Genomic DNA, 26,494 nt, shown 5'->3' with positions numbered 1-26,494 from the left:
ACGGGCCGGGAGATTGACTCCGTCCACCGATCTGCTTCACTTCAGACAGGATCCGGCCAACCCGCGAGACGTGAACACGCAGATGATTGCGCCCAAGACGCTATCGAGCAGCTTCGCCGTCGTTGCCACGCTCACTGCAGCGTTGAGCGCGGCACGTGCCGACGAGGCGCTCTTCGACCACAATGGCTCGCTGATGGCGATCGACTACCAGCGCGGTGCATCACCCTACCAGACGGTGAAATCGTCGCTGAGCGCTTTCGTCAGACCCGGCCTTGTCGCCTTTTCCGGCGAGATTACGCCGCGCGGTAAAACCCGTGGAACCGCGTTCACCTTCCGCAGGGGATGCGACGCGGCGGCCTATACCGTTTCCGGCGGCTACGATCCGGGCCTGCCGGGTTTCGTTCTGACGGGTGCTGCTCCCCTGCGCGAAAAAGGCGGCGGCCGCGTCACCGGCTAGAGCCTCGATACCCCGAACACGCGGCTTGAATTCGTCGATCTGCATCCGCAGGGATCAGATGCCGACACGGCGAGCGCTTCGGATGCAGCGATGGAGACTGCCCCTCACCCGAGGCTTCCGCCGCCGCGATAACGGTCGAGAGATCGTAGTCCTTGCAATGACGAAAGCGGGATTGTCCCGAAATGGGACACCCCTCGAAATTGCTTCACCTTGATCGGCGGTCGCGAAATACGTGTCTTCAAATTCGCGGACGCATTTGTAAGTTGGCGCGTCGATCATGATGATCGATAGGGCTGTTTCATCGTTTCCGAACGTCGTGGGACAGTCCGCCTGACCATCGATCCGCTCAGGATCCGGCCAGGCAACAAGAAAGGGCCCTTGCGAGCCCTCTCCCATCATCTACTGTCCAATTCTCGATCAGCGCGTACTGACGCCGGCTCGGCGCCCTGGCCTACCGCATCGACATGCCCAAAAAGCGGCCGGATGTCCCGACCTTGTGCCGGTCAAGCCATGACAAACCCGATGCATATGGACATCAGCCGCATCATGCGGATATCCAGTTCTCACGCGACGACGCGCAGCATCTCAGGGAGACGAAGATGACCACGGACAAAAAACCGGAAACGACCGTGACCGTCGAGAAACGAATGAACGGCAAATGGTGCTTTGTCGTAAAGTATCGCGGCGTCACCCATCCGGCACAGGGAAATTTTTCCTCGATGCTGCAGGCGCAGGCAATCGGCCAATCCTTCCTGAAGGCTCTGGAAAAGCAGGGCTGAGAATGCCGGCCGGTCGATGCGGCCACCTACAGCGCCGCGCGTCTTATCAGACGCGCAAAGGTCGCTGTAGCGCTTTGAATTGCTGCATGTTTTTGTCCTTAAATCGGCTAGGATTTAAGGACACATGCAGTGGCCGCGCTGATCGGAGCCCTTCGCTTGCCGCCCCATCAGGTCGCACAATGGCAGCGAGCCGTCCACCGTACAATTCTGCCTCCACCATCTCGAATGGATTTGCGGATCACTTCGCAATCGGGCGGCCAGAGATACTGCCTGACGGCTATTCCGTCGCCGAGCGAATGATGTTGCAGAGACCGTCGCGCACGATGTCCTTGGAGGTCATCTGCCCGGCCTGGATATCAAAGATGGCATCGACGCGCGTGCCGGCGCCGCGCTTGCGGGCGACGACGCGCAATGTCTGGATCCGGCCCGAACCCGTCGTTTCCTGAAATGCGTCAACGGTGCCGAGCGACTTGTTGACCTTGATGCCCGAGAACCCTTCGGCGGCAACACCTTGGGCAAGTCGCTGCAACGCGGTTTCAGGTTTCAGCTTGGCGAATTCCTGCCAGGTCTTGTAGCTGATGGCCGTGACCAACGGCACACCGGATACCTTGAAATTCTTTTCGCAGCTCTGTGCCTGCGCCAGGCCATGGCTCGCCAGAACCAGCGCCGATGCGGCTATTGCCCGCCTGATGAACATTCCTTCTCCTCTCGACAACGATAATGTAGCTACCGAGCTTACAACCCTTGGTTACGATCCAACAAGTCGAACATCCAATAATGCACTGTTATTCGACGAACAGCGCAATCCGGGCTGCAAACTGCGCGCCGGGGGAGTTGGACGACCGCTATGGGATTTGAAGAAGACGTTGAACGAGAGAGCGGATCGGCGGCCTGCGCCGAATTTGGAGCAAGTCTATCGGCGTGAGAGGCGGGCCTTTTACAAAGCACGGCTTGCGTGCGCTGAAAACGTCCGCAATCGGTCCGCATCAAGATACGGGCCGAACAGAATATGAATTAAGGGATTGATTTAGCTGGTCGGAGTGGCAAGATTCGAACTTGCGACCCCCACGTCCCGAACGTGGTGCGCTACCAGACTGCGCTACACTCCGTGACCAGCGGCGCCTCTATAGAACAGGCTTTTGGATTGCACAAGCGCCTATTGCGAAAAACCTTCTCGGTCTCGCCAAAAAAGCCGGAGCTGTGGAAAACCGAGGCAGAAACCGAGGCCGGCTCTCTCCAGGCCCGGACAACCTGCTCGACTGCGATGTCTGTGATGGCCCGCTGAACGCGATCGCCGGAAGCGACACCAAGATCGGCTGCAAGCTGATCGGAGAATAGTCCGCCGACCGGAACCCTCCTTGCCAGATGCACCGGGGCAATCCGTGCCTGCGCGGCAGCAGGCAGACAGCCTTTCCATCTCGTCGCCGACTTTGCCAACGGCCGTCCCTCGACAGAACGATTCGCATCGATATGTGGCACGGTTTCCCATGCCCGCAGCGGCGGTTGATCAGATCGAAATCCGTCCCAACGGATCCCGTTGCGGTGAGCTTGCCGGGCCAAATAGGGACTTTCTGCAACGCTCCGCATTTTCCTTAAACAGAATGCAGACTGCGGATTTTCTTTACCGGCTTTTGGCGCTAGAGGCTCAACGGAAAGCGCGCAAACTCAGGGGATTGGGGCCCGCGCGCCACGCCTATTTCAGAACGAGAGCCAAAGGGACGAAAACATGAACTTCCGCATGATGACGGTGGCAGGCCTCGCGCTTGCGCTCGCAGGCTGCACCACGACGACGGGGATTTCCAAGAACGCGGTTGAATCCCGTTGGCTCGGTCAGCCGGCCGGCGGCTTCTTCGCCCAGTATGGCCCCCCGCTTTCCGACGTCGAAAGCGGCAGCTCCACCGTCTACAACTGGAAGGGCGGCTACAAGACCCGCAAGGTTGCGGCCCAATACGAAACCGGCAAGGACGGCAAGCGCGGCAAGCGAATTTCCTCGGCCCGCACGGAATATCTGAGCTGCTCGGTGCAACTGACCGTCTCTTCCGACTATGTCATCCGCTCAATCCGCCTGGTCGGCGACCACAAGCGCGCCGACGGCCCGAGCTGGTGCGAAGAATTCCTCGGCGGCGCCAAGGCGGAGAAGCCGGCTGCAGCGGCGAGCTGATAGCCAGCGCATCCAACGACAGACATTCGAGACCCGCCAGCGTCCGTTGGCGGGTTTTTTGTTGCAGAAATTGCAAGGATGGATTGGAACGGCGCTACCATAGATGAGGCGGTCGGCACACCATGCAGATCACGCTTCGCCACACACCATGACCCACTACGATACGCTGCTTTTAGAAGGCGTGGATCGCGAGGTGGCACGGCGTATGGTGCAACCGAAGATCAACGCAATGATAGACGCGTGGAAGGAGCGCCAGACCTGAATCGAAGCCCGCCGACCTCAGTGGGCGGGCTTCTAACTTACTCAATCATGCCTGTCTTTCTCGCACGATGGGCACTCCCATCCCGCTTCTGAGATCGCTTCTTTGATTGCATCCATGAACTCTTGTCGCGAACCGTCAACTTCGCGGTTTTTCACCATGTTCGTGCCCATGGCATAGGCAAGCCGCTCGGCATCCGGATCAGAGTTAGTCAAATATATGCCGCTGTGTCTTTCACATTCATGGATTGCTTTGGCCCTTAAAGCCACTTCGTCGGCCAAGTTGCGTAGGTCCTCTCGACGCATCATTTCTGCTTTTGCTTGTCCCAATTCATATCTCCTAAATTTTCAAATATAACCAAATAAAAATTAAGTTTATGCGCGCCATTTAATTTAGCGTCCACGATCACAACGTAGGTAGAAATCGGCTAATGCAAGGCATCGGTCGCCCAGCCCAAACAGGAAAATTGGATTGGCGGACTTTTTGTTACTAAGTGAGGCAACGCCGAACCACCAGGAGATCAAGATGGCGGAAGGAACAGACCTTGCCGTAGCAATCGCGACAGAAGTCGCGAAGCAAATCCCCGTCAAAGATGCCTATGACGATGCCGTGAAGCCCGGCGCGAAGCAGATCGGTTCGGTGATCGAGGACTTGACCAAGACTCTTCATTTGGTTCTCGCGCCCTTCCAATTGACGGCAGCCTTGCAAGATCGATTTCGGCAATACATCGACACGTCGATTCGCCGCGTGCCAGAGGCGAACCGCATAGCCCCACCGCCTCAGATCTTGGGGCCGGTCCTTGAGGGTATCCGGTATGAGCCGGAAGGCACGCCAATTGATGAGATGTTTTCACAATTGCTGACGTCCAGCATGGATAGCGAACGCGTTCACAATGCGCACCCGGCGTTTCCGCTTTTGATCAAACAGATATCATCCGACGAGGCATTATTGCTTCAAGCAATGTGGAGTCGCTTCAAGGAAGGCAGCGCAATTCGTCAGCAGTATACGAGTGACTATGACGCCGCAAAGAACATCTTCACCGGGCATCACGTTGAAGTCGATGAAATTCCTCGCGACGGTTTGACCTTCCCTGACAACATCGAGTTTTACGGTCAACACCTTTATGCACTCGGACTTAGCGCCTTCTACGACAGCGCCAAGCAGGAACCGCTTTATGCGAATGGCAGAGGCGAGCCACAGACCGGCACCAGAATCTTTAAGGAGCTTCGCTTAACTGACTTCGGCATCAAGTTTATGAGCGCCGTTGCTCCGCAATAGAGGCGTTCCATATCTGCTTCAGAAATCTATACGTACCCTGATAGGGTCCGAAGTCAGTCGGGCACTGGTGACAGGACAAGACGTCGGTCACGTGCCCCTTCTTCGAATTGAAGCAGACTTCATACTCCGCCCCACACGCCATGCATTTGATAGTTTCGGGCATAATGCTCTCCCTGTCTCTAGAACAAGGCAGAGGTGGTGTTGTCGTGGGATCCAGCCAAGGCAGGCGATGATGCAGAATGCCGCACTATGAATCACGATCAAGAAGGCGCGCCATGATCCGGAATTATGCACCGGAAAAGTGTTCCGGTTTCGCATCTTCCGATACATCATAACTAGTTGATTTCATTAGATAACAAGATAATGGCTGGGGCGCCTGGATTCGAACCAGGGGATGGCGGTACCAAAAACCGCTGCCTTACCGCTTGGCTACGCCCCAACGGAGCTGGCGAGAAATAGACTCGCCAAATCGAGCGCCTGATTAGCAAAGCTCGTGCCGTGTCACAATGATTAAGTTTGCGGTTTCAGCGGTTTTGTTGGGCTTTGTTCGCCAGCATTCACTTTGCCCCCGGCGAAACGCCAGCGCCTGGCGCCGCATCGCCCTTCCCTTCGCGACCGTCACCTCCTATTCTCCGGCGCGAATGGAGACCCCGATGAGCCAGTTTCGCGCCCGTCCGCCTGCCGTGCCCAGCATTCTCGTCGACGATGCCGTGGTGCGCATTACCCGATGGGACTTCGCGCCCGGTGCCGATACCGGCCATCATGTCCATGGTCTGGGTTATGTCGTCGTGCCGATGACCGACTGCCAGTTCCTGCTGGAGGAGGAAGGCGGCAGCCGGCGGATAGACATCGCCAAGGGAGCGGCCTACCGGCGCGAGGCCGGAATGGCGCACAATGTCGTCAATGCCGGCAGCGCACCGATGTCGTTCATCGAGATCGAATACAAGTGAAGGCCAGGAAAAGACGCATGCAAGGCCCCGACTTCGACCTCGATTTCAAGCCGGCGCATGGCGAGGCCGTGACCGTTGCCGACGGCGTTCAGCGCATCACCGTCAACAATCCCGGCCCCTTCACCTTTCACGGCACCAACAGCTATATCGTCGGCGACCGCTCGGTGGCGGTGATCGATCCAGGCCCGGACGATGAAGCGCATTTTCAGGCGCTGATGACGGCGCTCAAAGGCCGGGAAGTAACCCACATCGCCGTCAGCCACACCCACCGCGATCACTCGCCGCTGGCGCGACGGCTGAAGGCCGCGACTGGGGCAACGATCGTCGGCGAAGGGCCACACCGCGCCGCCAGACCTTTGCATGAAGGCGAGATCAACCCCTTCGCCGAGAGCTCCGACATGGAATTTTCGCCCGACATCGTTCTTGCCGATGGCGGGCGGATCGAAGGTGACGGCTGGGCGCTGACGGGGCTTGCCACCCCCGGCCACACCGCCAACCATATGGTCTTTGCGCTCGACGGCACCGGCACCGTGTTTTCCGCCGATCACGTCATGGCCTGGGCGACGACGATCGTCGCCCCGCCGGATGGCGCCATGGCGGATTACATGGCCTCGCTGGAAAAGCTGCTCACGCGCGACGACCGGCTGTATCTGCCCGGCCATGGCGGGCCTGTCATCGAGCCGGCATCGTTTCTCCGGGGGCTGCGCGCTCATCGCCGCATGCGGGAGCGCGCCGTGCTCGAACGTGTCCGGGCCGGCGACAGCAAGATCCCCGACATGGTCAAGGTGATCTATGCCTCGACCGACCTCAGATTGCATGGCGCGGCCGCCCTCTCCGTGCTGGCGCATCTCGAAGACCTGCTCGAACAGGGGCGCGTTGAGACCGATGGGCCGCCTTCCCTTTTCGGCGACTATCGCCTGGCGCCGGGGGGAGCCGGCTGAACATGCGGCAACGAGCCCACAGCTACCGCGACGACCCGACGGTGCCGCACTTTCCCGACGATCGCCCGGTGATCGTCTTCGACGGCGAATGCATCTTCTGCTCGGGCTGGGTGCGCTTCATGCTGCGGCATGACCGGCAGGCACGCTATCGCTACCTGACGGCGCAGTCGCCGCTCGGCCGGGCGCTCTACAGGCATTACGGCCTCGATGAGGACAACTATGAAAGCAACATCCTGATCGAGAACGGCATCGCGCGTTTCAAGTCGGACGGATCGATCCGCACGCTTGCAGGGTTAGGCCTGCCATGGTCGCTGGTGAATATCTGCCGCATCCTGCCCGCGGCCGTTCGCGACCCGCTCTACGATCTCGTCGCGAAAAACCGCTATCGCATCGCCGGACGCCGCCAGACCTGCATGGTGCCGACTGCGGAAGAACGCGGGCGGTTCATCGCGTGAGGCGCACAGCGCCTTGATCGATCAATCGCCGGCGATACCGAGCAGCTGCGCATCGAGCGCCCGCAGAAACTGATCGGCGAAGGCGGCGCCGATACCGAGATCGTGCTGACCGTAGCGGGACGCGACACGCAGGTCGACGAACGTCGTTTCCGCTTCTTCGCGCAGGCGGATCAGCACGTCGAAACGAAAACCGGCAATCAGCGTGCGCCATTCCCCCTGAAGCACGACGTCGCTGGAACGCCGTCCCGGGATTGCGCCCTCGAGCGCCATTTCCGGCCGGGTTTCCGGCACGGGTATATTCTCCGGCTCGGCGGCGGCGTCCGCCCCGGCATTCGGCCGGACCGCCAGATCCTCGAGATCGGCGCGCGTATTTTCAACGCCGAGTTCCTGCGTGATGCCGACGCGCGTCTTCTCGACGACATTGCGCACCCCCTGGAACACGCGGTCGAGCGCGCCGTCGTAACGTCGCCCGGTCAGGCCGGGATAGGCAACGATCTGTGCTTCGCGATCCTCGGGCGTCACGGCCGGATTGCGCTTCAGCCAGCTCTCTTCCGTCTGCGGAACCTTCAGCCACGGCGGCGGCGTCACCGTGTCGGTGCTGACATCGTAGATCGCCGGTCGGGTCAGATACTGCGCGACGCCGAAGCCGATGAAACCGAGCGTCGGCGCGGCATAGACAAGTGCCGAGGCGGAGGCGATGCCGCCGATCGCGGCAACCTGCCAAAGTCGAGCGAGCCCTACCACGGCAAGCAGGACGCCGAGCAGCGCAAAGGCACCGGAAAGCCCGACCAGTCCAAGGAGATGCGGCGTCGTCAACGGGCCGAACCGGTGCGCAAGCAGGGACAGTGCGAAGATCGCAAAGGCTATGCGGGCAAAGCGGCGCGCCCAATGGGCGGCATAGGAATAGGGGCGCTCGTACCGGACCATCATGTAACGGAATCAATCCCCTGCATCGAAACAGACCTGCATTCTTAGACCATGGCCGGGGCCATGAAAACAGGCAATAGAGTGCGGCTGGTGACATGGGTTGAGCGCAAGGCAAGCCTTGCCGCAAAATCGCCATTCTCGTTAACCACCTATCAGACATCAGGAATATGCCCGCACGGCGGCAAAGACCGCAGTGGATCATCAACCGGAGGCAATGGCCGACGCCTGGGAACGGATCCAGCACGGCAAGACGGAGAGACATCATGGTCGCATCGCAAGCAGCCGTGGCAACCGCCACCCACGCCGCACCGCCCCCAACGGCTGACGCCGGCATACCGATGGCGCTGCTTGAGCTGGAGCTCTCCCTCGACAGCTTCTCCGGAAGCAAGGACGATTTCACCGCCTTCATCCGAACGATGGCCGACAATGTTGGCGGCGAATTTCTCTTCGCCTTGCCGGCTTCCGGCCTGATCGAGGACTGCCTGAGCATCGCCGTCCTTCGCCTCGGCGAGACCGAAGGCGACGCCTCGCCAATCCTGTTCGTTTGCCTTGAGGAAGAAGGCTCGACGATCCGGCTCGAGCACCCCGGCGAGAGTACCCAGGACCTGAAGAGCTTCGCCGAATCCTTTGTCGGCGTGCTCGAGCGTATGTGATTATCGGGGCGTGCCGAAACGGATTGACGGCTGGATACCGGCAGGCCCATCATGCCTCCATGCGATTGAATCGTGAATGCAAAATCCGCGTGGTGCGTTCCTGCCTGAGGTCCCGAATTGGCCTTGTGGCTGCACCGAAGCCTCGACCGGCGATTGCACGATCTGCCACGTCGGTCTTCACGGCGATTCCCGAAAAAATCAGGGTGGACACGACAGCCTTTCATGCGGCAGAGCTCTGTCCTGCAGGCGGCGGCAAAGACCTGAGCGGCGCGGTGTGCCCGACCTCCTGACAAGGACGAGTTTCGGGCACAGGCAAAGACGATCTTTCGCCGAACCGGTCTGCATCCGCTCAGGAGGCATGAATACGATGAAAACCAAACTGCTGACCCTTGCCGCCGTCGGGCTCTTGCTTGCGGCCTGCCAGACGATGACGCCCGAAGAGCGGCGCGCCGCCGACGGCAACACCTGCGCCTCCTACGGCTTCCGGCGAGGCACCGATGCGTTCGCCACTTGCCTGCAACGCATCGAGCTCGACCGCCGCGCCGAAGCGCGCAGCTTCCGCTACGACAATGATACGATGATGTGGGGCTGGAACCGCCCGGTCGTGATTGCGCGCCCGGTTATCGTGCAGGCAAACTAAAGCATGTCGCGCAAAAGCGTGCAGCGGTTTTGCGATAACGACATGCGCACAAACAAGAACTCAAAGCGCAGCAAGCGAATCCTGGAGATCGCCACGCGCTTTAACCCTGAAACTATATACCAACGCCTCGGGGGCATCGCGCTCCCGGGGCGTTGACCTTGTAAGCGGTGTTGATAACGCCTTACGCCTTGCCGTTGATCGCCGCCTGCGCGGCGGCCAGCCGGGCGATCGGCACGCGGAAGGGCGAACAGGAGACATAGTCGAGACCTGTTTCTTCACAGAAGCGGATCGAGGCCGGATCGCCGCCATGCTCGCCGCAGATGCCGAGTTTCAGTCCGTTCTTGGTCCGACGCCCACGCTCCGCAGCAATCTGGATCAGTTCGCCGACGCCATCGAAGTCGAGCGAGACGAAGGGGTCCTGATCGATGATGCCCTTCTGCTGGTAAGTCGCCAGAAACTGCGAGGCGTCATCGCGCGAAATGCCGAACGTCGTCTGTGTCAGGTCGTTGGTACCAAACGAGAAGAAGTCGGCTGCTTCCGCGATCACATCGGCGCGAAGTGCCGCGCGCGGCAGCTCGATCATCGTACCGACGAGATAGTCGATGTCGATGCCGGCTTCGCCGATGACCGCCTTTGCCACCGCATCGATGCGCTCCTTGACGTAGTCGAGTTCGGCGCGCAGGCCGACGAGCGGCACCATGATTTCAGGCACGACAGGAGCACCGGTTTCGCGCGCGGCTTCGACCGCCGCCTCGAAGATCGCGCGGGCCTGCATCTCGGCGATCTCCGGATAGGAAATGGCCAATCGGCAGCCGCGGTGGCCGAGCATCGGGTTGAACTCGTGCAAATGGTCGACACGCTGGCGCAGGGCGGATGGATCAAGCGACAAGACACCGGCGACATCGGCGATCTCCTCGTCGGTCTTCGGCAGGAATTCGTGCAACGGCGGGTCAAGCAGACGGATCGTCACCGGCAGCCCATGCATGATGGAAAAGAGCTCTACGAAGTCCGAGCGCTGCATCGGCAGCAGCTTGGCAAGCGCCAGCCGCCGGCCAGCCTCGTCTTCCGCCAGAATCATCTCGCGCATGACATTGATGCGGCCGTCCTCGAAGAACATGTGCTCGGTACGGCAAAGGCCGATGCCCTCGGCACCGAAGGAGCGGGCGGCACGCGCATCGGCCGGCGTTTCGGCGTTGGTGCGCACGGTCATGCGGCGGCTGGCGTCCGCCCAGGCCATGATCTTTCCAAAGTCGCCCGACAGTTCCGGCTGAAGCATGGCGATCACGCCTTTCAGCACCTGGCCGGACGAGCCGTCGATGGTGATGATATCGCCCTTCTTCAGCGTCACGCTGGGGGTGATCAGCAACTCGTTGCGCGGATCGACGCGGATGCTGCCGGCACCGGAGACGCAAGGGGTGCCCATGCCGCGCGCCACCACCGCGGCGTGGCTGGTCATGCCGCCGCGCGTCGTCAGGATGCCTTCGGCGGCGTGCATGCCGTGGATGTCTTCCGGGCTGGTCTCGATGCGCACGAGAATGACCTTGCGGCCTTCCTTGTCAGCCTGAACGGCTTCTTCCGAGGTGAACACGATCTCGCCGGTCGCAGCTCCCGGCGAAGCCGGCAGGCCGGAGCCGATGATATCGCGGCGCGCATGCGGATCGATCGTCGGGTGCAGCAACTGGTCGAGCGAAGCCGGATCGATGCGGGCAACCGCCTCGTTCTTTGAGACCAGTCCCTCCTCCGCCATGTCGACGGCTATCTTCAGGGCTGCCTTGGCCGTGCGCTTGCCGGAGCGTGTCTGCAGCATCCAGAGGGTGCCGCGCTCGATGGTGAATTCGAGATCCTGCATGTCGCGATAGTGGTGCTCGAGCTTGTCGCAGATCGCGCGGAATTCGGCGAAGGCCTCCGGCATCAACTTTTCGAGCGACGGCTTGTCGGAGCCGGATGCGATACGGGCAGCCTCGGTGATGTTTTGCGGCGTGCGGATGCCGGCAACGACGTCCTCACCCTGCGCATTGACGAGGAACTCGCCGTAAAGCTCATTTTCTCCTGTCGACGGATTGCGGGTAAACGCGACGCCGGTTGCCGACGAATTGCCGAGATTGCCGAAGACCATCGCCTGGACGTTGACCGCCGTGCCCCAGGCCGCCGGGATGCTGTGCAGGTGGCGGTAGGTGATGGCGCGCGGGTTCATCCAGCTGGAGAAGACGGCGCCGATGGCGCCCCAGAGCTGGATTTCCGGATCCTGCGGAAACGGCTCGCCGAGCGCTTCCTCGATCGCTTCCTTGTAGCGGCTGATGACATGCTGCCATTCGACCGCGGAGAGCTCGGGATCTTGCTCGTGGCCGAGGCGGGCCTTCTCGTCTTCCAGGATCTCTTCGAACACATCATGGTCGACGCCCATGACGACGTCGCCATACATCTGGATGAAGCGGCGGTAGCTATCCCAGGCAAAGCGCGCATCGCCGGCGTCGTGACCGAGCGCATGCACCGATTGGTCGTTGAGGCCAAGATTCAAAACCGTGTCCATCATGCCCGGCATCGAGGCGCGGGCGCCCGAACGCACGGAAAGCAGCAGCGGACGGTTGGTGTCGCCGAAGATTCGGCCGGTGACCTCCTCCATCCGGCGAATGCCTTCACGCACCTGATCGTGCAGGCCCTCCGGCATTTCGCGGCCGTTGTCGAAATAGCTGTTGCAGGCATCGGTGATGATGGTCAATCCCGGCGGCACCGGCAGGCCGAGACTGCACATTTCGGCAAGGTTCGCACCCTTGCCGCCCAGCCGGTCACGATCACCAGCACGCCCTTCGGCCTTGCCCCCACCGAAGGTGTAAACCCATTTCCTCATGCCTGCTCTCCACCCAGAAACAGTCTTTTATGACGATTTACAGTATATGCTTCGGCCTGGAAATGCATCCGCCGAAGTTTTATGCTGCAGCGCATCATTTTTTGCGACTGTCGCGCGCACGGCGGGGTGGAAGGCGAGGCTCAGCGGATCGTCGCACGCACCATCTCCCCGCTGATGCGAACTTGTGGCTTGGCACCGGGGATCGCCGTTCGCGAACTGTCGACCCAGGAGGCCGTGGCCGCCACCTGATAATCGATGAAACTTGCCGTATCGAAGCCAAGATGAATGTCGAGTGCCTTTCCGGAGATCTCCACGGTCTCGGACTGCTGCGTCTTTTCATAGATCAGCCGCGCTCGCAGGGCGTCTACATCGAGCCTGGCCTGTCCGACATGCCCCTCGATCGAAACGTCTGCCGCCTTGCCTTTGAGGACAACCGCCGAAAACTCACCGTCAAGCCTCGCCTGGAATGCCGGTTGCTCGATCGAGACCGTTGCTCCTTTTTTCAGGTTGGCGTGAAGCTCGACCTTGCAGTCCTCCAGTTCCGGCCAGGACGGTGCCGCCACATCGATGTAAAGGGTCGAAACTTCGACACGCATCCGGCTGTCCGTTACGCAGTCGCTATAGAACCAACTGGAATAGAAGGGTGCAAACCAACCGGAACGGTGGCTGCGGGCAGAAGCCCTGTAGGGCAAAGCCTCATTGCTGGTGAGTTCGATTGTGCTTGCCTCCCCCCTCGCGACAATTGCCGTGACGCCGGCGATATCGATCTCAGTCGGCGATGTCTCGGCATTACTCGCCATGGCGACGATAAGGATGGGGGCAAGAACCATTGCTGGCAGTGCGATCAGCATGTGACGCTCCATTCGTTCGATCCGGCACCATCGCCGGACCGGAATAGCTCGCCCGACATCCAACGTAGCGGCGACCTTGATCGCGTTTTGGGTCGACCGTGAACGCGATCAAGGGCATCATCGCCTGCATCTGTCGTCTCCACCGTCCCCTCCGAAGAATCCATCTGCTCATGCTGTTCGTGCCGTTACCCTTCATCGTTTCCCTGCTGCTGCTCATCGTGATCGTCCGGATGCTTTGGCAACGTGACGAGGCCATGACATTCGAGCAGCGCCTGTTCCTGCTGCTCGTGTGTGCCTATGCGCTGCAATCCATGCTGATCGGCATCCGGTGGGGCTATGATATTCGCGCCATTCTGCCGGCACAGGCGATGCTTGCGACCTTCAACGCGGCCTTGGCGTGGGTATGTTTCAGCAGCCTGACAAGCGACAGTCAGCCACGCCTGGGGCCGATCGCCTGGCACCTCCTGCCCGCGCTCATCGTCGGGGCAATGATGTTTGCCTGGCGCGATGCGGTCGGCACCGCGATCATCCTGTTCTTTCTTAGCTACGGCATTGCCTTGCTCTGGCTTGCGCGGCTGGGACCGAATGGACTGGTCACATCGCGCCTCGACGGCGTGCTTCGATCCTACCGCTCGCTGCAGATCACGGGATGGGCGCTCGTTGCGTCAGCCCTCAGCGACGTCGCCATCGGCTTCGACCAGATGCGCAACGGTGGCGCCTATTCCGGCGCGATCGTGGCGGCCGGCAACGTGCTCGCCCTGCTGATACTCGGCACCGCCGCGTCGATCGCCAGCTTCGACACATCCACCGACAGCGAACGCCAGGAGGCGGCGCCTTCGCCGCAAGAGCGCGCCGCAACGGAAGAAGATGCCGAAGTCGTCAACGCAGTCCAGGAACTGATGCGCAAGAAGGCACTCTACAAGGATCTCGAGCTCAACCTCTCGCGGATCGCGCGCAAACTCGGCGTGCCGGCACGGCGCATTTCCAACGCCATCAACCGGATCCACGGCATCAGCGTCTCGCAATACGTCAACAACTACCGGGTCGAGGAAGCCTGCCGGCTGCTTCTGACCACCGACGAGGCGATCACGCAGATTGCCTTCGAGGCCGGTTTCCTGACGAAATCGAACTTCAACCGCGAGTTCCTCCGTGTCACCGGCAAAAATCCGTCGTCCTGGCGCGAGCAACGGGGCATTCCCGATCTTCGGGAAGCGGCATAGAGCGGAGCCTATCGGCCGCAATGGCGACCGACGCCTCAGAGGCATGTCAACGGGCGCACATTGCAGCATCCATCATCAACATCTAATATTATGAGGCGATGAGGGGCACATCGACGAATATCCCATCATGGCGATCCGTTTCAGTCCTGTAGGCTTGGAGGCATGTCATGAAATGTCGTGCGGAACTGAGCTTTTCGGTGCTTTCGTTTCTGGTGCTGTTGTTTGCCGCAGGCCCCGCCTTCGCCGACAATGTCGGCAAGCGGCTGGCGCTTATCGTCGGCATGAGCAATTACGCGATCGCCGGCACCTTGCCGAACGCATCTCGCGACGCCGAAGCCTTCAGCGGCTTCCTGCAGCGCCAAGGATTTGAAGCCGATCTCGTGCTGAATGCCGATCGAAGGAGCTTTGCCGAGGCGCTCGCACGCTTCTCCCGGAAGATCGGGCCGCAGGATATTGCGCTGTTCTATTTTGCCGGCCATGGCATGCAGCTCCACGGCGAGAATTTTCTGATCGGAACGGATGCCAGGCTTGAAAGCGAGTTCGATGTACCGGCAGAAACCGTGGCACTGTCCGAGATCATCAACGCACTCGAAAAGCGCGCAAGGATATCCCTGGTATTCCTCGACGCCTGCCGCAACAATCCGCTTGCCAACAAGCTGAATGTCGACGTCGACGGCGCCACCCGCGGCGGTGCCACGCGCGGACTTGCACCGATAGAAATGCAAGGGGCCGGCACGCTGGTCGCTTTTGCTGCCGCCCCGGGACAGGTCGCCGCCGACGGCACCGACGGGCATTCGCCCTTCACCCGTGCGCTGATCGCCAACCTGTCCGGCCCCGGGCTTGAGGTCGGCACTGCCTTCAAGCGGGTGGTTCGCGACGTGCGCAAGGATACGGGCGGCAAACAATCCCCACAGATCCTTTCCTCCCTGTCACTGGAATTCTACTTTGGGCCGGAGGAAGCGGCTCCGCAGGCCCAGGCCGCCCTGCCGGTACTACCAGTGCCAACGACGGACTCCGCGGCACTCGAGGCGGAGAAGGATTTCAAGAAGACCCTCAGGGTCGGCACGCCACGGATCTGGCACTTCTTCGTCGAAAAGCATCGCACGGGCGAATACGCGGAACTCGGACGCCAGACGCTGGCGCAGATCGAACCCGCGGGGTCACGCAACCAGTCGCATCTGCCGCAGTCGGTCGAAGCGCGGCTTCTGCCGGACAAGGACCGGCGACGAAACGTCCAGCTGGCACTCGCCGCCAAGGGATTTGCGGCCGGCGTCGCGGATGGCGTTTTCGGGGGGCGGACGCGGGAGGCGATCAAACTCTTCCAGAGCACCAACCGCCAGCCAGCCAGCGGTTTCATCACCGAGCGCACGGCAGCAACCCTCGGCATAAAGGTCAATGACAGTTCGGAGGGGATCTACAGCGCGCCGAAAGCCCGCCGCTACGATGTCGCCAACCTCGAAGGCCTTGAAACCGACAAGCGCGTGCTGGAGGCGCTGACCTGCCTGCGCCACTTCGAGACCGTATATGGCGTGTTCGGCGGGCACCTCTATGTTGCCGTGCGAACGGGAACGATCCTGGCAGTGTATGCGCGGGGGATCGCCAGCGGCTGCGGGGCGCACCTTGCAGCGATTTCCTCAGAGGAAGAGAACGCCTTCGTCGCATCGCTTTTCAATGCCGACCAGAGCTTCTTCGAGATGGGCTACGACCCCTCGGGAAACGTCAGCTACAAGATGGGCCCCTGGATTGGCCTTACGCAAGACCCGCAGGGAAGGGAGCCAAAGGGCGGCTGGCGGTGGGACAATGGCACCGCGTTGACCTACACAAAATGGTTCACCGACATGCCGAACGAAAACAAGAAGGGCGACGATATCGGCATGTACTACGCTCATCGAAAGGGCAAAGTCGACACGAAGTCCGTTTACGTCGACACGTGGGATGATATGGGGTCAACCGATGGAACGGGCGGTCTCGTCCTCGAATTCGAGTGACCGCTTAGACCACTTCCCGGAGCCGCTCTGCCGTCTGCAGGTCGACGGAAACGAGCTGGGACACGCCCTGCTCCGCCATGGTGACGCCGAACAGGCGGTTCATGCGGGCCATGGTGATCGGGTTATGGGTGATGATGACGAAGCGGGTTTCGGTCGAAGCCGCCATCTCGTCCATCAGGTTGCAGTAGCGCTCGACATTGTGGTCGTCGAGCGGCGCGTCGACTTCGTCGAGCACGCAGATCGGCGCCGGATTGGTGAGGAAGACCGCGAAGATCAGCGCCATCGCTGTCAGCGCCTGTTCGCCGCCCGACAGCAATGTCATGGTCTGTGGCTTCTTGCCCGGCGGGCGGGCAAGGATTTCAAGGCCGGCTTCAAGCGGGTCGTCGCTCTCGATCAGTTGCAGTTCGGCCGTGCCGCCGCCGAAGAGATGGGTGAAGAGCCGCTGGAACTGGGCGTTGACCACGTCGAAGGCGACGATCAGCCGCTCTCGACCCTCACGATTGAGGTTCTGGATGGCGCTGCGCAGCTTGCGGATCGCCTCGATGACGTCGTCGCGCTCCTTCAAGAGCAGAGCCAGCCGCTCGGAAAGCTCCTTCTGTTCCTCTTCGGCCCGGAGGTTGACGGCGCCAAGGCGCTCGCGCTCGATCTTCAGCCGTTCCAGTTCGCGCTCGACATTGCGCATATCCGGCAGCGCCTCGTCGGCGGCAAGCCCGGTCAGCCGCATCACCTCGTGCGGAGCGCAGGAAAGCGCCTCCTGGATGCGGGCCTCGATCTCGACGCGGCGCTCGCGGCTCGACACCAGCCGCTCCTCGGCGCGGCCACGCTTTTCACGCGATTCCGCCAGCTCCGAGAGCGCGGTCGCGGCCATGCGGTCGGCCTCACGCTGGCGACCCTCGGCCTCGGCCAGGATATCGGCGGCCTCGCGGCGTGAAGCCTCGGCCTTCTGCAACTCGTTCATCAGCGCGCGCCGCTTGTCCTCGAACTCGTCGGGCGCATCCATCAGGTCTTCGACCTCGTCGCGCGCTTCCGCCTCGCGATCCCTGAGGGTGGCGATATGCTCCTCGGCGCTGGCCGCCCTAGCCTTCCAGGTCTGGCGCTCGCCTGATATCGCCGTGATGCGGCGCTGGCGCGCTTCGTTCTCGCGCGCAAGACCATCATGGGCTGCGCGCCTTTCGGCAACCGCTGCGCGGTCGGCCGCGACATCTGCCGTTTGCGTGCGCAGCTTCAGCTCGAGCTCGGAAAGATCCGGCGCATCGGCAAGGGCGTCGTTGGCCGTCTCGATCTGTTCGGCGATCTCTTCGAGCTGGCTTTCGAGCTGGCTCTTGGTTTCGGCAACAACCGCACGGCGGCGCGACAGATCGCCCGATGCGCGCTCGGCCGCCGCCAGCGCATCACGCGCTTCGCCAAGCTGGCGGGTGATCATGCGCTGGGCGTCGCGGGCAAGCCTTAACCGTTCATCCTCCGCGCGGATGCGCGAGCCGGCAGCGGCAAGATCGGCCTCGGCACGGCGGAGCGCCTCTCCGGCATCGTCCGCCTCCGCGTCGAGTTCGGCAAGGCGGTGCTTCTGGGCGAGCCTGAGTGCAGCCGCACTCGGCGCCTCGGAACCGGTCACATGGCCGTCCCACCGCCAGACGGAGCCCTGCTTCGTCACCAGGCTCTGGCCGGACTTCAGCAGCGGCATCAGCCGCTCGGCCTCGGCCTCGCTGTCGACGATGCCGATCTGGCTCAAGGCACGCGTCAACGCCTGCGGCGCGCGAACATGCTCGATCAGCGAACGCACCCCTTGCGGCAAGGCGGCATCGCCGGAATGGTCGCCCGGTGCGCGCCAATGGGCGGGTGCGGCGCTATCGAGCGGCGAATCGAGATCGTCGCCAAGTGCCGCGCCAAGCGCCGTCTCGAAGCCGCGGTCAACCTTCATCTCCTCGACAACCGCCGGATAGGCGCCACCGCCAGCTGCTTCGAGCATACGGCGGATCGTGCGCGCCTCGGTCTCGATGCCGTTCAGGACAGCCCGCGCCCGATCGACCGGCGGGCGGGCGTCAGCCTCGGCGCGGCGGGTTTCGGCAAGGGCTTCTTCGATATCGGCGACATTCGCCTCGGCGTCTTCAAGTGCGGCCTCGGCCACTTCGACCTGGCCCTGCTTCTCGTGCGGGTCGGGCAGCGTCGCCATCTGCCGGTCGAGTTCGTCAAGATCACGGGCCTGATCGGAGAGCTGGCGCGCCAGCCGCGCCTGCCGCTCCGAGAGATCACGCAGCGCGCGCTCAAGCTGGTTGCGGCCGGCCTGTGCCTCGGCACGCTCGGCCGTCAGCCGGCTCAGATCGGCTTCGCTCACTGAGAGCTTTTCGTTTGCCTCTTCCAGCCGTTCCCGGGCTTCGCTTGCCCGGTCGTCCGCCTCGGCAAGCAGCTCGCGCAGTTCCTCGTCTTCTTCGTCGAGGCGAGCGAGAATGCCGGCATTGTCGGCAACCAGGCGCTCCTCGCGAGCGATATCTTCGGCCAGCTGCGCCAGGCGGCGCTGCAACTCATCACGGCGGCGCAGGATGCGGCCGGCATCTTCCTCCAGCTGCGAACGGGCGATCTGCAGGCGCTGCAATGCGGCGGCCAGTTTCGCCTCGTTCTCGCGCAGCTCCGGCAGTTTCAGGCTGGAAATCGCCTGATCCTTGGCGGCCTGCATCTGGGCCTGCGCCTTTTCGGCGACGAGTGCCGTCACCTGGTTGAGCTGGCTGGTCGCCTCGGCTTCGGCTTCCTTGGCGTGAACCCAGCGGATGTGGAACAGGATCGCCTCATGCTTGCGGATATCGGCAGACAGCATCTTGAAGCGATTGGCCTGGCGCGCCTGCCGTTTCAGGCTCTCGATCTGGCTTTCGAGCTGCGAGGTGACATCGTCCAGGCGCTCGAGGTTGGTTTCGGCCGCCTTCAGCCGCAGCTCGGCCTCGTGCCGGCGCGAATGCAGGCCGGAAATGCCGGCCGCCTCTTCAAGAAGCTGGCGTCGGGCCTGCGGCTTGGCCGCAATCAGTTCGCCGATGCGGCCCTGGCCGACCATCGATGGCGAGCGGGCGCCGGTGGACGCGTCGGCAAAGAGCAGCTGCACATCCTTGGCGCGCGCTTCCTTGCCGTTGATCCTGTAAACCGAGCCCTGTTCACGCTCGATGCGGCGCGTCACCTGGATTTCGTCGCTGTCATTGAAGGCGGCCGGCGCGGTGCGATCGCTGTTGTCGAGGTAGAGGCCGACTTCGGCGGTGTTGCGCGCCGGGCGATTGCCGGATCCCGAAAAGATCACGTCGTCCATGCCGGACGCGCGCATGTTCTTGTAGGAGTTTTCGCCCATCACCCAGCGCAATGCCTCGACAAGGTTCGACTTGCCGCAGCCGTTCGGGCCGACGATGCCGGTCAGGCCGCGCTCGATGATGAATTCGCTGGGTTCGACGAAGGATTTGAAGCCGAGCAGACGAAGCTTGTTGAACTTCATGCGGCAAACGCTGGCGCAGAGCGCCCCTCGTCACCCGACTGCCGGGCATAAAAAACGGGCGCACGGCTGCTGCCGTCGCCCGTTTTCAGGAAAAGCGAAGGATCAGAGCTTGCTGTCGATGAGGGCCGACATAACGTCAACCGACATATCCCCAGAATAGTGCTCTCCATTGACGAAGAAGGTCGGCGTCGATTGCACGCCAAAGTCCTTTGCGCCCTTTTGCATGACTGCGTTCACATCATCCAGAAGTTTTTGGTTCGTCAAGCAGGACTCGAAGCTCTCCTGTGTAAAACCGGCGAGTTTGGACATCTGCAGCAATGCATCGCGACCATTCTGGGCCGCGGCCCACTGCTGCTGCTGCTTGAACAGCATCGAGACCATCGGGAAATACTGTCCCTCCGGCGCGCAACGGGCCAGCATGAAAGCGGCCGCCGCCCGCGGATCGAACGGGAATTCGCGCAGGATGAAGCGAACCTTGCCGCTGTCGATGTACTTCGTCTTGATCGCTTCGAAGGTGTTGTTGTGGAAGGCGGCGCAGTGCGGGCAGGTCATCGACATGTATTCGACGATGGTCACCGGCGCGTTGGCATCGCCGATCGCCATTTCCGGCAATGCACCGGGCTCGAGCAGCTTGGCCATGTCGACGGAGCCTTCCGAGCTCGGCAGCTCGACCTTTGCTGCCGGGGCAGCCGTCGACTGAGCGACTTCGGTGCCGGCGGGCTTGGCTTCCGTGGTCGTTGTTGCGGCACTCGTCGTCGAAGCGGTGGTCATCGCGTCGGCCGGCTTGGCATCGGCTGGCTTGGCATCGGTTTTGGCGGCCGTTTCCGTGGTTTCGGTCGGGGTCGCCGAGGCCTGCTCCTTCTTCTCATCGCTGCAGGCGGCAAGCACAAGAGCGACGGTCGCGATGGCAACACCGCTGAGCAGGCGTTTCGAAAGGTTCATTGCGGAAGCGGACATGAATTTTACCCGTGTTCGGAGGGAATTACAGTGCGGATTCGATATCTTGCCGCGCGCGGGGCGGCAAGGGGCAGCGTTTCAACAGAATTCAAAGAATTGTGACCGCGTGATGGTGCGGCCCTAACGCCGGCGTTGCGACATCACTGCAGTCCCGAGCCGCCGCAGCGCTGCCTTCAACTCTTCGCTCTCGATACCCTCGACCATGGTTTCGAGCCGGCGGGCCGGTTCGCCGGAAAGCGGGCGTGGCGTGCGATTGCGTTTGGGCGGCGGCGATACCGGCTTCTGCACGATCCGCAGTTGGCCGATGGCGTAAAAGCCGAAGAAGCCGTTGATGCGCTGGATCAGCTCGCCCTGGGCATGCGTGAGAAAAAGTGCACGCGCACCCTCGCAGGCGACGGTGAGGACGCCGGGCTGGTGGCCACCCTCGCCGGCAATTTCGGAGGCACGGCGCGGCCATACGATCTTTTCCGGCCGGGTGCAGTCGGCGAAATCAGCGCCGGCGATCTCGTCCCAGGAGCCGAGCAGCATGGTGTTGATGCCGGCGCGCTTGGCGAGCACCGGATCGATCAGGCCGTTGGCGACCTCGCTGATCTGGACCACACCCCTGCGGGACTTCTGTTCACTCACGAACGCGACTTTCTGTATGCAATGTCGATTGAGCCTTGATGCGCCGGCTCGCCTTCGCCAAGTATAGGCCGGAAAAGGAACCTCCGGCAAATCATGGAAAATACAATCACGGCGGCGAAGGCCGCCCCGCTTCTTCTTGAATGGTACGACCGGCACCACCGCGAGCTTCCGTGGCGGGGCTCGCCGCCGATGGCGCGTCAGGGCGGGGTCGCCAATCCGTATCATATCTGGATGTCGGAGGTCATGCTGCAGCAGACGACCGTGCAGGCGGTGAAGGCCTATTTCGAGAAGTTCCTGACCTTGTGGCCGGCGGTCGAAGATCTCGCCGCCGCCGACAATGAAGACGTGATGAAGGCCTGGGCCGGGCTCGGCTACTACGCACGGGCGCGCAATCTGAAGAAATGCGCCGAGGCCGTGGCGCGCGATCACGGCGGCCGCTTCCCCGACACCGAGGAAGGGCTGAAGGCCCTGCCCGGCATTGGCGACTATACCGCCGCAGCTGTCGCCGCCATCGCGTTCAACCGCCAAAGTGCTGTGCTTGACGGCAATGTCGAGCGGGTGATCTCGCGGCTCTATGCCATCGAAACGCCGCTGCCGGCGGCCAAGCCGGAAATGCGTAGCCAAGTCGCAGCTTTGACGCCCGCCGACAGGCCGGGCGATTTCGCCCAGGCAATGATGGATCTCGGCGCGACGATCTGCACGCCGAAGCGCCCCGCCTGTTCGCTCTGTCCGTTTCGGCCGCACTGTCTGGCGCTTTCCGTCGCCGATCCCGAGACCTTTCCGCGCAAGGCGAAGAAGAAGGACAAGCCGCTGAGGCTCGGCGCCGCCTTCGTGGCGATCGATGCTCGCGACACCGTCTATCTGCGCAAGCGCGGCGAAACCGGCCTTCTCGGCGGCATGACCGAAGTGCCCGGCACCGCTTGGACGGCACGGCAGGACGGCGAGACTTCGGTCGAGGCCCAGCCATTTGCGGCGGCCTGGGAAGACTGCGGCACCATTACCCATGTCTTCACGCATTTCGAGTTGCGCCTGTCGATCTACAGGGCCAATGTCGCGCGCGCCGAGACCGGAAACGACGGCTGGTGGGAGCCGGTCTCGTCGCTGAAAGCCCAAGCACTGCCGACGGTTATGAAAAAAGCGATCGCCCAGGCGATACCAGATGCCTTCAAAGCCGAGCGCTGAGAAGATCGAACGAGGAACAGGTTCATGAGCAGCATCGAAATCCGCCACATCGTCTTCGACATCGGCAGGGTGCTGATCCACTACGACCCGAACCTGCCCTTCAGCCGCATCATTCCCGACGAGGCCGAGCGGCAATGGTTCTTCGCCAATGTCTGCACCCATGACTGGAATATCGAGCAGGATCGTGGCCGCTCCTGGGAAGAAGCAGAGGCTCTGCTGATCAAGGATCATCCCGACCGGGAAGAGCAGATCCGCGCCTTCCGCAAGCATTGGCAGGAGATGGTACCGCACGCCTATGTCGAAACGGTCTCGTTGATGGAGAACCTGATCGCCGAGGGCCGCGACGTGACGATGCTGACCAATTTCGCCTCCGACACGTTCCGCGAGGCGCAGCAGCTCTATCCGTTCCTCACCCTGCCGCGCGGCGTCACCGTCTCGGGCGATGTTGGCCTGATCAAGCCGGATGTCGCGATCTACGAGACTCATGCCCGCGCCTTCGACCTCTACCCACCGGCGACGCTGTTCATCGACGACAGCATGCCCAATGTCGAGGGCGCGCGTCTGGCCGGCTGGCACGCGGTGCATTTCACCGACCCGGAAAAACTGAAAGCCGATCTCGCCGCCTACGGCGTCCAGCGCTGATCCGGGTTATCGCGATGCCCGGCGATCCCTCCGCGCTGACCGCACGCTACCATGCGGCGATCAACGCGCTCGATTTCCAGACCATAGCCGACGCTTTCGCCGAGAATGCGCGCTACGTCTCAAACGGCGTCGGCACGCTTGCCGGACGGGCCGCAATCCTCTCCGCCTTTCGCGACTATTTTCTGGTTTATCCGGACCAGGTGGCTGAAGACAGCTTGATCGAAACGCTTTCGCCCTCGTCGGCGCGAGCCAAATGGCAGCTGGTGGCAACGAACGCCAGGACCGGCGAGCGGATAGAGCGTTCAGGTGTCGAGTTTCTTCATTTCGACGACGAAGGACGGATCGTCGCGGTCGAGGTTTTCGACGACGATTGACAATTCGGAAAATACAAACGCCCGGAAGCCTTGCGGATTCCGGGCGTTTAAAGCTCTCCTTCCGGGACTGAAGGTACATAAACCGGGCAGAGTGCTTTTCGAAGGACCTGGCGGAACTGGTTGATCAGTTCAGTTTTGCCAGGTCATTTCGAATGACGGTTCTGAGTTCGTCGATGGGCTTCAGGGTGTTCCCTTCTTCGAAATGCCAGAATGTCCATCCGTTGCAGGCATCGAGACCCTGGACCTTGGCGCCCAGGCGATGAATTGAGCCGGCCTCGCCGCCTGAGGCAAGCGTGCCGTCGGCGCGCACGATCGCGCTATGACGTCGCTTGGCATCGGTCAGGACGGTGCCGGGCTTGATCAATCCGCTTTCGATCAGCGTATTGAATGCCACACGCGGCTCGGCCTTCTTGCCGGTCATGACGGACAGCATGGCCTTGCCGAGCGGCTCGACGGCGTCAATGCGCGCCGATGCCGCGTCGATATAGTCCTGTTCGCGCTCGATGCCGACGAAGTGACGGCCGAGGCGCTTGGCAACGGCGCCGGTGGTGCCGGAACCGAAGAAGGGATCGAGGATGACATCGCCCGGCTTTGTCGATGCCATCATAATGCGGGCAAGCAGCGCTTCCGGCTTTTGCGTCGGGTGCACCTTCTTGCCGTCGTCGCCCTTCAGGCGTTCATGGCCCGAGCAGATCGGGAACAGCCAATCGGAGCGCATCTGCACGTCGTCATTGGCCGCCTTCATTGCATCGTAATTGAAGGTGTAGCCCTTGGCGCTGGCGTTCGGCGTCGCCCAGATCAGCGTTTCATGGGCGTTCTGGAACCGACGGCCCTTGAAGTTCGGCATCGGGTTTGTCTTGCGCCAAATGATGTCGTTGAGGATCCAGAAATGCAGGTCCTGCAGGATCGCACCGACACGGAAAATGTTGTGGTAGGAGCCGATGACCCAGAGCGTTCCTGTTGGTTTCAGCACACGGCGGCAGGCCAGCAGCCAGGCGCGGGTGAAGGCGTCATAGGCTTCGAAGGAAGCGAACTGGTCCCACTCGTCATCGACGGCGTCGACGACCGACTGGTCGGGGCGGGTCAGCATGCCGCCAAGCTGCAGGTTGTAGGGCGGATCGGCGAAAACGACATCGACCGAATTGTCGGGAAGCGCATTGAGCGCTGCCACGCAGTCACCCTTGATGATGGAATCGAGCCAGCCCAGCGGACGGGCGGAACGGGAGACTTCGGCAAGCGAAACAACTGAAGACATGGACAACTCGCAAATACGCTTACTCGGGACGGACTATGGAGCTTATGGTTACCGAAGATGGTTACCAAAGCCTGAAGGCCATCACGAAAAATTTCGTATTAACGATGCAGGGCCAATCGGTTCGCCTGCCGGTGGCCGTCAAGCCTCGTGAAAAGCGCGGCTGTCGAGCGGCGCCTGATGCCGCTCGTTCAAGCCATAGTCGCGCACGACCGACGCGATGCGCAGTCGGTAGTCGGCAAAGACATCCCGACGGCCGGCTTCCTGGGCGGCGCGGTGCTCGGCACCGTTACGCCATTCCTTGACGGCAGCCTCATCGCGCCAGAACGACAGCGACAGGACTTTGTTCGGATCGGCGAGGCTTTGAAAGCGCTCGATCGAGATGAACCCGTCGATGCCGTCGAGCAGCGGGCGCAGGTCGGCGGCGATGCCGAGGTAGGTATCGCGACGGCCTTCGGCCGGCAGCACTTCGAAAATAACGGCGATCATGAGCTCAATCCCTTCCACCCGGCACCGAAACGTTTTTCAGGAAGATTCGGTCCTCCCTAAGGATAAAACGTTCTTTGCGCGCGAACGCATAGTTCTCACGGCCCAGAGGGTCGGCGGCAAGCCGGGCACGATAGGCTTCGTAGGCGGCAAGGCTGTCGATATTATAGACGCCGTAGGCCGTCGTCGCGGAACCCTCGTGTGGCCCGAAGTAACCGATGAGATCGGCGCCACAGCGCGGGATCGCCTCGCCCCAGTTGCGGGAATAGGTTGCGAACTCCTCCTTCTTGAAGGGGTCGATTTCGTAGCGGATGAAGCAGGTGATCATTTTCGGTTCCTCATTTGTGTCTTTCGATGAACCCACTATGCCCGCTTGCCGGCCCTTAATGCTTCGACTACCATCGAAGTATGAAGGAAGGTCCAGACATCGCTCTCATCGGTTCGCTGATCGGCGATCCGGCCCGCGCCAACATGCTGACCGCGCTGATGGGCGGACGAGCGCTGACGCCAACGGAGCTTGCCACCCATGCGGGCATCACGCTGCAGACGGCCAGTTCGCATCTTTCCAAGCTCGAGGCCGGGGGCCTGCTGACCCAGCGCAAGCAGGGCCGTCACCGCTACTACCAGCTGGCCGAAGACGAGGTCGGGCTGATGCTCGAAAACCTCATGGGGTTTGCCGCCAGCCGCGGCATGAACCGGCATCGCCCCGGGCCCAAGGATCCGGCGCTGCGCAAGGCCCGCGTCTGCTACAACCACCTGGCCGGAGACTACGGCGTGCGCATGCTCGACAGCCTGATCGCGGCAAAACAGATCGAGGTTGCGGGCGACGATCTCGCCTTGACCGATGCGGGCCAGATCCGCATCGAGGCGCTCGGCATAAGCTACGCATCCCTGAAGAAATCCCGCCGGCCGATCTGCCGAACCTGCCTCGACTGGAGCGAGCGCCGCTCGCATCTCGCAGGCTCGCTCGGCGAGGCGCTGCTGACGCTCTTCCTCGACAAGGGCTGGGCAAAACGCGAGAACAACAGCCGCGCCATCCGCTTCACCGATAGCGGCGAGAAGGCCTTTTCAGGCCTCTTCCCGCAGTGAACACGAGTCCGG

27 protein-coding genes and 2 tRNA genes are annotated in these 26,494 nt (G+C 61.9%); 16 read left to right on the top strand and 13 right to left on the bottom strand.

The genetic code is table 11. The annotated features are described in order from the left end of the window. Positions 1-82 precede the first annotated feature (82 nt). The gene (locus tag AC244_RS20615) at positions 83-457 is read left to right on the top strand and encodes a hypothetical protein (protein ID WP_152976040.1); all 375 of its coding nucleotides are present in this window, start codon (positions 83-85) and stop codon (positions 455-457) included. Between the two features lie 599 nt (positions 458-1,056). Next, on the top strand, positions 1,057-1,236 hold the full coding sequence (locus AC244_RS20610; protein WP_053250786.1) for a hypothetical protein: 180 nt from the start codon (positions 1,057-1,059) through the stop codon (positions 1,234-1,236). 277 nt (positions 1,237-1,513) lie between these two features. On the opposite strand, the gene AC244_RS20605 is transcribed toward AC244_RS20610, so the two are convergent. Together AC244_RS20605 and AC244_RS20600 are read right to left on the bottom strand one after the other, a co-directional pair. Further along, on the bottom strand, positions 1,514-1,927 hold the full coding sequence (locus tag AC244_RS20605) for a hypothetical protein (RefSeq protein ID WP_053250785.1): 414 nt from the start codon (positions 1,925-1,927) through the stop codon (positions 1,514-1,516). Positions 1,928-2,268: 341 nt separating this feature from the next. Then, positions 2,269-2,345: transfer RNA gene (locus tag AC244_RS20600), tRNA-Pro, on the bottom strand. Positions 2,346-2,962: 617 nt separating this feature from the next. Here AC244_RS20600 and AC244_RS20595 point away from each other — a divergent pair. Continuing rightward, entirely contained in the window at positions 2,963-3,397 is a 435-nt protein-coding gene (locus AC244_RS20595) for a hypothetical protein (protein WP_053250689.1), read from the top strand. A 103-nt stretch (positions 3,398-3,500) separates the two neighbouring features. Next, entirely contained in the window at positions 3,501-3,659 is a 159-nt protein-coding gene (locus AC244_RS38880) for a DUF2293 domain-containing protein (RefSeq protein ID WP_082367013.1), read from the top strand. A 41-nt stretch (positions 3,660-3,700) separates the two neighbouring features. On the opposite strand, the gene AC244_RS20590 is transcribed toward AC244_RS38880, so the two are convergent. Then, positions 3,701-3,985: a hypothetical protein gene (locus AC244_RS20590; protein ID WP_152976039.1), complete on the bottom strand. Its 285-nt coding sequence runs from the start codon at positions 3,983-3,985 to the stop codon at positions 3,701-3,703. Between the two features lie 142 nt (positions 3,986-4,127). On the opposite strand from AC244_RS20590, the gene AC244_RS20585 reads away from it, so the two are divergent. Beyond that, positions 4,128-4,934 carry a DUF4393 domain-containing protein gene (locus tag AC244_RS20585; protein ID WP_053250687.1) on the top strand — a complete coding sequence of 269 codons (807 nt, stop codon included), beginning with the start codon at positions 4,128-4,130 and terminating at the stop codon, positions 4,932-4,934. A 364-nt stretch (positions 4,935-5,298) separates the two neighbouring features. Here AC244_RS20585 and AC244_RS20580 read toward each other — a convergent pair. Then, positions 5,299-5,373 (bottom strand) — tRNA-Gln (locus AC244_RS20580). Between the two features lie 214 nt (positions 5,374-5,587). On the opposite strand from AC244_RS20580, the gene AC244_RS20575 reads away from it, so the two are divergent. Genes AC244_RS20575 through AC244_RS20565 form a run of 3 tightly spaced genes read left to right on the top strand, consistent with a single transcriptional unit; the run spans position 5,588 to position 7,280 of the window. Continuing rightward, entirely contained in the window at positions 5,588-5,884 is a 297-nt protein-coding gene (locus AC244_RS20575) for a cupin domain-containing protein (RefSeq protein ID WP_053250686.1), read from the top strand. A 17-nt stretch (positions 5,885-5,901) separates the two neighbouring features. After that, positions 5,902-6,825, top strand: coding sequence for an MBL fold metallo-hydrolase (locus AC244_RS20570; protein WP_053250685.1), 924 nt, complete (start codon positions 5,902-5,904; stop codon positions 6,823-6,825). 2 nt (positions 6,826-6,827) lie between these two features. Continuing rightward, on the top strand, positions 6,828-7,280 hold the full coding sequence (locus AC244_RS20565; RefSeq protein ID WP_053250684.1) for a thiol-disulfide oxidoreductase DCC family protein: 453 nt from the start codon (positions 6,828-6,830) through the stop codon (positions 7,278-7,280). 21 nt (positions 7,281-7,301) lie between these two features. Here the strand turns inward: AC244_RS20565 and AC244_RS20560 are convergent, their stop codons facing one another. Further along, positions 7,302-8,210 carry a DUF1499 domain-containing protein gene (locus AC244_RS20560; RefSeq protein WP_053250683.1) on the bottom strand — a complete coding sequence of 303 codons (909 nt, stop codon included), beginning with the start codon at positions 8,208-8,210 and terminating at the stop codon, positions 7,302-7,304. Between the two features lie 260 nt (positions 8,211-8,470). Here AC244_RS20560 and AC244_RS20555 point away from each other — a divergent pair, with 260 nt between their 5' ends. Beyond that, on the top strand, positions 8,471-8,860 hold the full coding sequence (locus AC244_RS20555) for a hypothetical protein (protein ID WP_053250682.1): 390 nt from the start codon (positions 8,471-8,473) through the stop codon (positions 8,858-8,860). Between the two features lie 358 nt (positions 8,861-9,218). Beyond that, positions 9,219-9,500 carry a hypothetical protein gene (locus AC244_RS20550; RefSeq protein ID WP_053250681.1) on the top strand — a complete coding sequence of 94 codons (282 nt, stop codon included), beginning with the start codon at positions 9,219-9,221 and terminating at the stop codon, positions 9,498-9,500. A gap of 181 nt (positions 9,501-9,681) precedes the next feature. Here AC244_RS20550 and ppdK read toward each other — a convergent pair whose 3' ends face one another. Together ppdK and AC244_RS20540 are read right to left on the bottom strand one after the other, a co-directional pair. After that, positions 9,682-12,348 (bottom strand): pyruvate, phosphate dikinase, encoded by a 2,667-nt coding sequence (gene ppdK / locus AC244_RS20545; RefSeq protein ID WP_053250680.1) that lies wholly within the window; start codon positions 12,346-12,348, stop codon positions 9,682-9,684. 140 nt (positions 12,349-12,488) lie between these two features. Next, the gene (locus tag AC244_RS20540) at positions 12,489-13,199 is read right to left on the bottom strand and encodes a hypothetical protein (protein WP_053250679.1); all 711 of its coding nucleotides are present in this window, start codon (positions 13,197-13,199) and stop codon (positions 12,489-12,491) included. 98 nt (positions 13,200-13,297) lie between these two features. Between AC244_RS20540 and AC244_RS20535 the strand changes: the two genes are divergently transcribed. Then, the gene (locus AC244_RS20535; protein ID WP_234716992.1) at positions 13,298-14,419 is read left to right on the top strand and encodes a helix-turn-helix domain-containing protein; all 1,122 of its coding nucleotides are present in this window, start codon (positions 13,298-13,300) and stop codon (positions 14,417-14,419) included. A gap of 167 nt (positions 14,420-14,586) precedes the next feature. Next, positions 14,587-16,407: a caspase family protein gene (locus AC244_RS20530; protein ID WP_053250678.1), complete on the top strand. Its 1,821-nt coding sequence runs from the start codon at positions 14,587-14,589 to the stop codon at positions 16,405-16,407. A gap of 4 nt (positions 16,408-16,411) precedes the next feature. On the opposite strand, the gene smc is transcribed toward AC244_RS20530, so the two are convergent. The 3 genes from smc to AC244_RS20515 form a co-directional block, all read right to left on the bottom strand. After that, entirely contained in the window at positions 16,412-19,873 is a 3,462-nt protein-coding gene (gene smc / locus AC244_RS20525) for a chromosome segregation protein SMC (RefSeq protein WP_053250677.1), read from the bottom strand. A 102-nt stretch (positions 19,874-19,975) separates the two neighbouring features. Next, the gene (locus tag AC244_RS20520) at positions 19,976-20,830 is read right to left on the bottom strand and encodes a DsbA family protein (protein ID WP_082367010.1); all 855 of its coding nucleotides are present in this window, start codon (positions 20,828-20,830) and stop codon (positions 19,976-19,978) included. A 120-nt stretch (positions 20,831-20,950) separates the two neighbouring features. Next, on the bottom strand, positions 20,951-21,457 hold the full coding sequence (locus AC244_RS20515) for a DUF721 domain-containing protein (protein ID WP_053250676.1): 507 nt from the start codon (positions 21,455-21,457) through the stop codon (positions 20,951-20,953). 93 nt (positions 21,458-21,550) lie between these two features. On the opposite strand from AC244_RS20515, the gene mutY reads away from it, so the two are divergent. The 3 genes from mutY to AC244_RS20500 are packed head-to-tail and all read left to right on the top strand — an operon-like array spanning position 21,551 to position 23,655. Continuing rightward, complete coding sequence (mutY, locus tag AC244_RS20510; protein ID WP_053250675.1) at positions 21,551-22,639, top strand: A/G-specific adenine glycosylase; 1,089 nt, start codon at positions 21,551-21,553, stop codon at positions 22,637-22,639. 24 nt (positions 22,640-22,663) lie between these two features. Continuing rightward, positions 22,664-23,281: an HAD family hydrolase gene (locus AC244_RS20505; protein ID WP_053250674.1), complete on the top strand. Its 618-nt coding sequence runs from the start codon at positions 22,664-22,666 to the stop codon at positions 23,279-23,281. Positions 23,282-23,295: 14 nt separating this feature from the next. Continuing rightward, positions 23,296-23,655, top strand: coding sequence for a nuclear transport factor 2 family protein (locus AC244_RS20500; RefSeq protein ID WP_053250673.1), 360 nt, complete (start codon positions 23,296-23,298; stop codon positions 23,653-23,655). A 124-nt stretch (positions 23,656-23,779) separates the two neighbouring features. Here AC244_RS20500 and AC244_RS20495 read toward each other — a convergent pair whose 3' ends face one another. The 3 genes from AC244_RS20495 to AC244_RS20485 form a co-directional block, all read right to left on the bottom strand. After that, positions 23,780-24,910: a site-specific DNA-methyltransferase gene (locus tag AC244_RS20495; protein ID WP_053250672.1), complete on the bottom strand. Its 1,131-nt coding sequence runs from the start codon at positions 24,908-24,910 to the stop codon at positions 23,780-23,782. A gap of 138 nt (positions 24,911-25,048) precedes the next feature. Next, positions 25,049-25,396: an antibiotic biosynthesis monooxygenase family protein gene (locus AC244_RS20490; protein WP_053250671.1), complete on the bottom strand. Its 348-nt coding sequence runs from the start codon at positions 25,394-25,396 to the stop codon at positions 25,049-25,051. Between the two features lie 4 nt (positions 25,397-25,400). Beyond that, a complete protein-coding gene (locus tag AC244_RS20485; RefSeq protein ID WP_053250670.1) occupies positions 25,401-25,721 on the bottom strand; it encodes an NIPSNAP family protein in 321 nt (106 codons plus the stop codon). A gap of 80 nt (positions 25,722-25,801) precedes the next feature. Between AC244_RS20485 and AC244_RS20480 the strand changes: the two genes are divergently transcribed. Beyond that, a complete protein-coding gene (locus AC244_RS20480) occupies positions 25,802-26,482 on the top strand; it encodes an ArsR/SmtB family transcription factor (RefSeq protein ID WP_053250669.1) in 681 nt (226 codons plus the stop codon). The last annotated feature ends 12 nt before the right edge of the window (positions 26,483-26,494 follow it).

This window comes from Ensifer adhaerens, from assembly GCF_001270265.1.
GTDB classification, from domain to species: domain Bacteria; phylum Pseudomonadota; class Alphaproteobacteria; order Rhizobiales; family Rhizobiaceae; genus Ensifer; species Ensifer adhaerens_B.
Note: the sequence above shows the minus strand (reverse complement) of the source record. Positions and strands in the feature narration are given on the sequence as shown.

Bases quoted from the DNA above. Each gene is read 5' to 3' on its own strand.
- AC244_RS20615 (WP_152976040.1), top strand. From the start codon at position 83: ATGATTGCGCCCAAGACGCTATCGAGCAGCTTCGCCGTCGTTGCCACG.
- AC244_RS20610 (WP_053250786.1), top strand. From the start codon at position 1,057: ATGACCACGGACAAAAAACCGGAAACGACCGTGACCGTCGAGAAACGA.
- AC244_RS20595 (WP_053250689.1), top strand. From the start codon at position 2,963: ATGAACTTCCGCATGATGACGGTGGCAGGCCTCGCGCTTGCGCTCGCA.
- AC244_RS38880 (WP_082367013.1), top strand. From the start codon at position 3,501: ATGAGGCGGTCGGCACACCATGCAGATCACGCTTCGCCACACACCATG.
- AC244_RS20575 (WP_053250686.1), top strand. From the start codon at position 5,588: ATGAGCCAGTTTCGCGCCCGTCCGCCTGCCGTGCCCAGCATTCTCGTC.
- AC244_RS20570 (WP_053250685.1), top strand. From the start codon at position 5,902: ATGCAAGGCCCCGACTTCGACCTCGATTTCAAGCCGGCGCATGGCGAG.
- AC244_RS20565 (WP_053250684.1), top strand. From the start codon at position 6,828: ATGCGGCAACGAGCCCACAGCTACCGCGACGACCCGACGGTGCCGCAC.
- AC244_RS20560 (WP_053250683.1), bottom strand. From the start codon at position 8,210: ATGATGGTCCGGTACGAGCGCCCCTATTCCTATGCCGCCCATTGGGCG.
- AC244_RS20555 (WP_053250682.1), top strand. From the start codon at position 8,471: ATGGTCGCATCGCAAGCAGCCGTGGCAACCGCCACCCACGCCGCACCG.
- AC244_RS20550 (WP_053250681.1), top strand. From the start codon at position 9,219: ATGAATACGATGAAAACCAAACTGCTGACCCTTGCCGCCGTCGGGCTC.
- ppdK (WP_053250680.1), bottom strand. From the start codon at position 12,348: ATGAGGAAATGGGTTTACACCTTCGGTGGGGGCAAGGCCGAAGGGCGT.
- AC244_RS20540 (WP_053250679.1), bottom strand. From the start codon at position 13,199: ATGCTGATCGCACTGCCAGCAATGGTTCTTGCCCCCATCCTTATCGTC.
- AC244_RS20530 (WP_053250678.1), top strand. From the start codon at position 14,587: ATGAAATGTCGTGCGGAACTGAGCTTTTCGGTGCTTTCGTTTCTGGTG.
- smc (WP_053250677.1), bottom strand. From the start codon at position 19,873: ATGAAGTTCAACAAGCTTCGTCTGCTCGGCTTCAAATCCTTCGTCGAA.
- AC244_RS20520 (WP_082367010.1), bottom strand. From the start codon at position 20,830: ATGTCCGCTTCCGCAATGAACCTTTCGAAACGCCTGCTCAGCGGTGTT.
- mutY (WP_053250675.1), top strand. From the start codon at position 21,551: ATGGAAAATACAATCACGGCGGCGAAGGCCGCCCCGCTTCTTCTTGAA.
- AC244_RS20505 (WP_053250674.1), top strand. From the start codon at position 22,664: ATGAGCAGCATCGAAATCCGCCACATCGTCTTCGACATCGGCAGGGTG.
- AC244_RS20500 (WP_053250673.1), top strand. From the start codon at position 23,296: ATGCCCGGCGATCCCTCCGCGCTGACCGCACGCTACCATGCGGCGATC.
- AC244_RS20495 (WP_053250672.1), bottom strand. From the start codon at position 24,910: ATGTCTTCAGTTGTTTCGCTTGCCGAAGTCTCCCGTTCCGCCCGTCCG.
- AC244_RS20490 (WP_053250671.1), bottom strand. From the start codon at position 25,396: ATGATCGCCGTTATTTTCGAAGTGCTGCCGGCCGAAGGCCGTCGCGAT.
- AC244_RS20485 (WP_053250670.1), bottom strand. From the start codon at position 25,721: ATGATCACCTGCTTCATCCGCTACGAAATCGACCCCTTCAAGAAGGAG.
- AC244_RS20480 (WP_053250669.1), top strand. From the start codon at position 25,802: ATGAAGGAAGGTCCAGACATCGCTCTCATCGGTTCGCTGATCGGCGAT.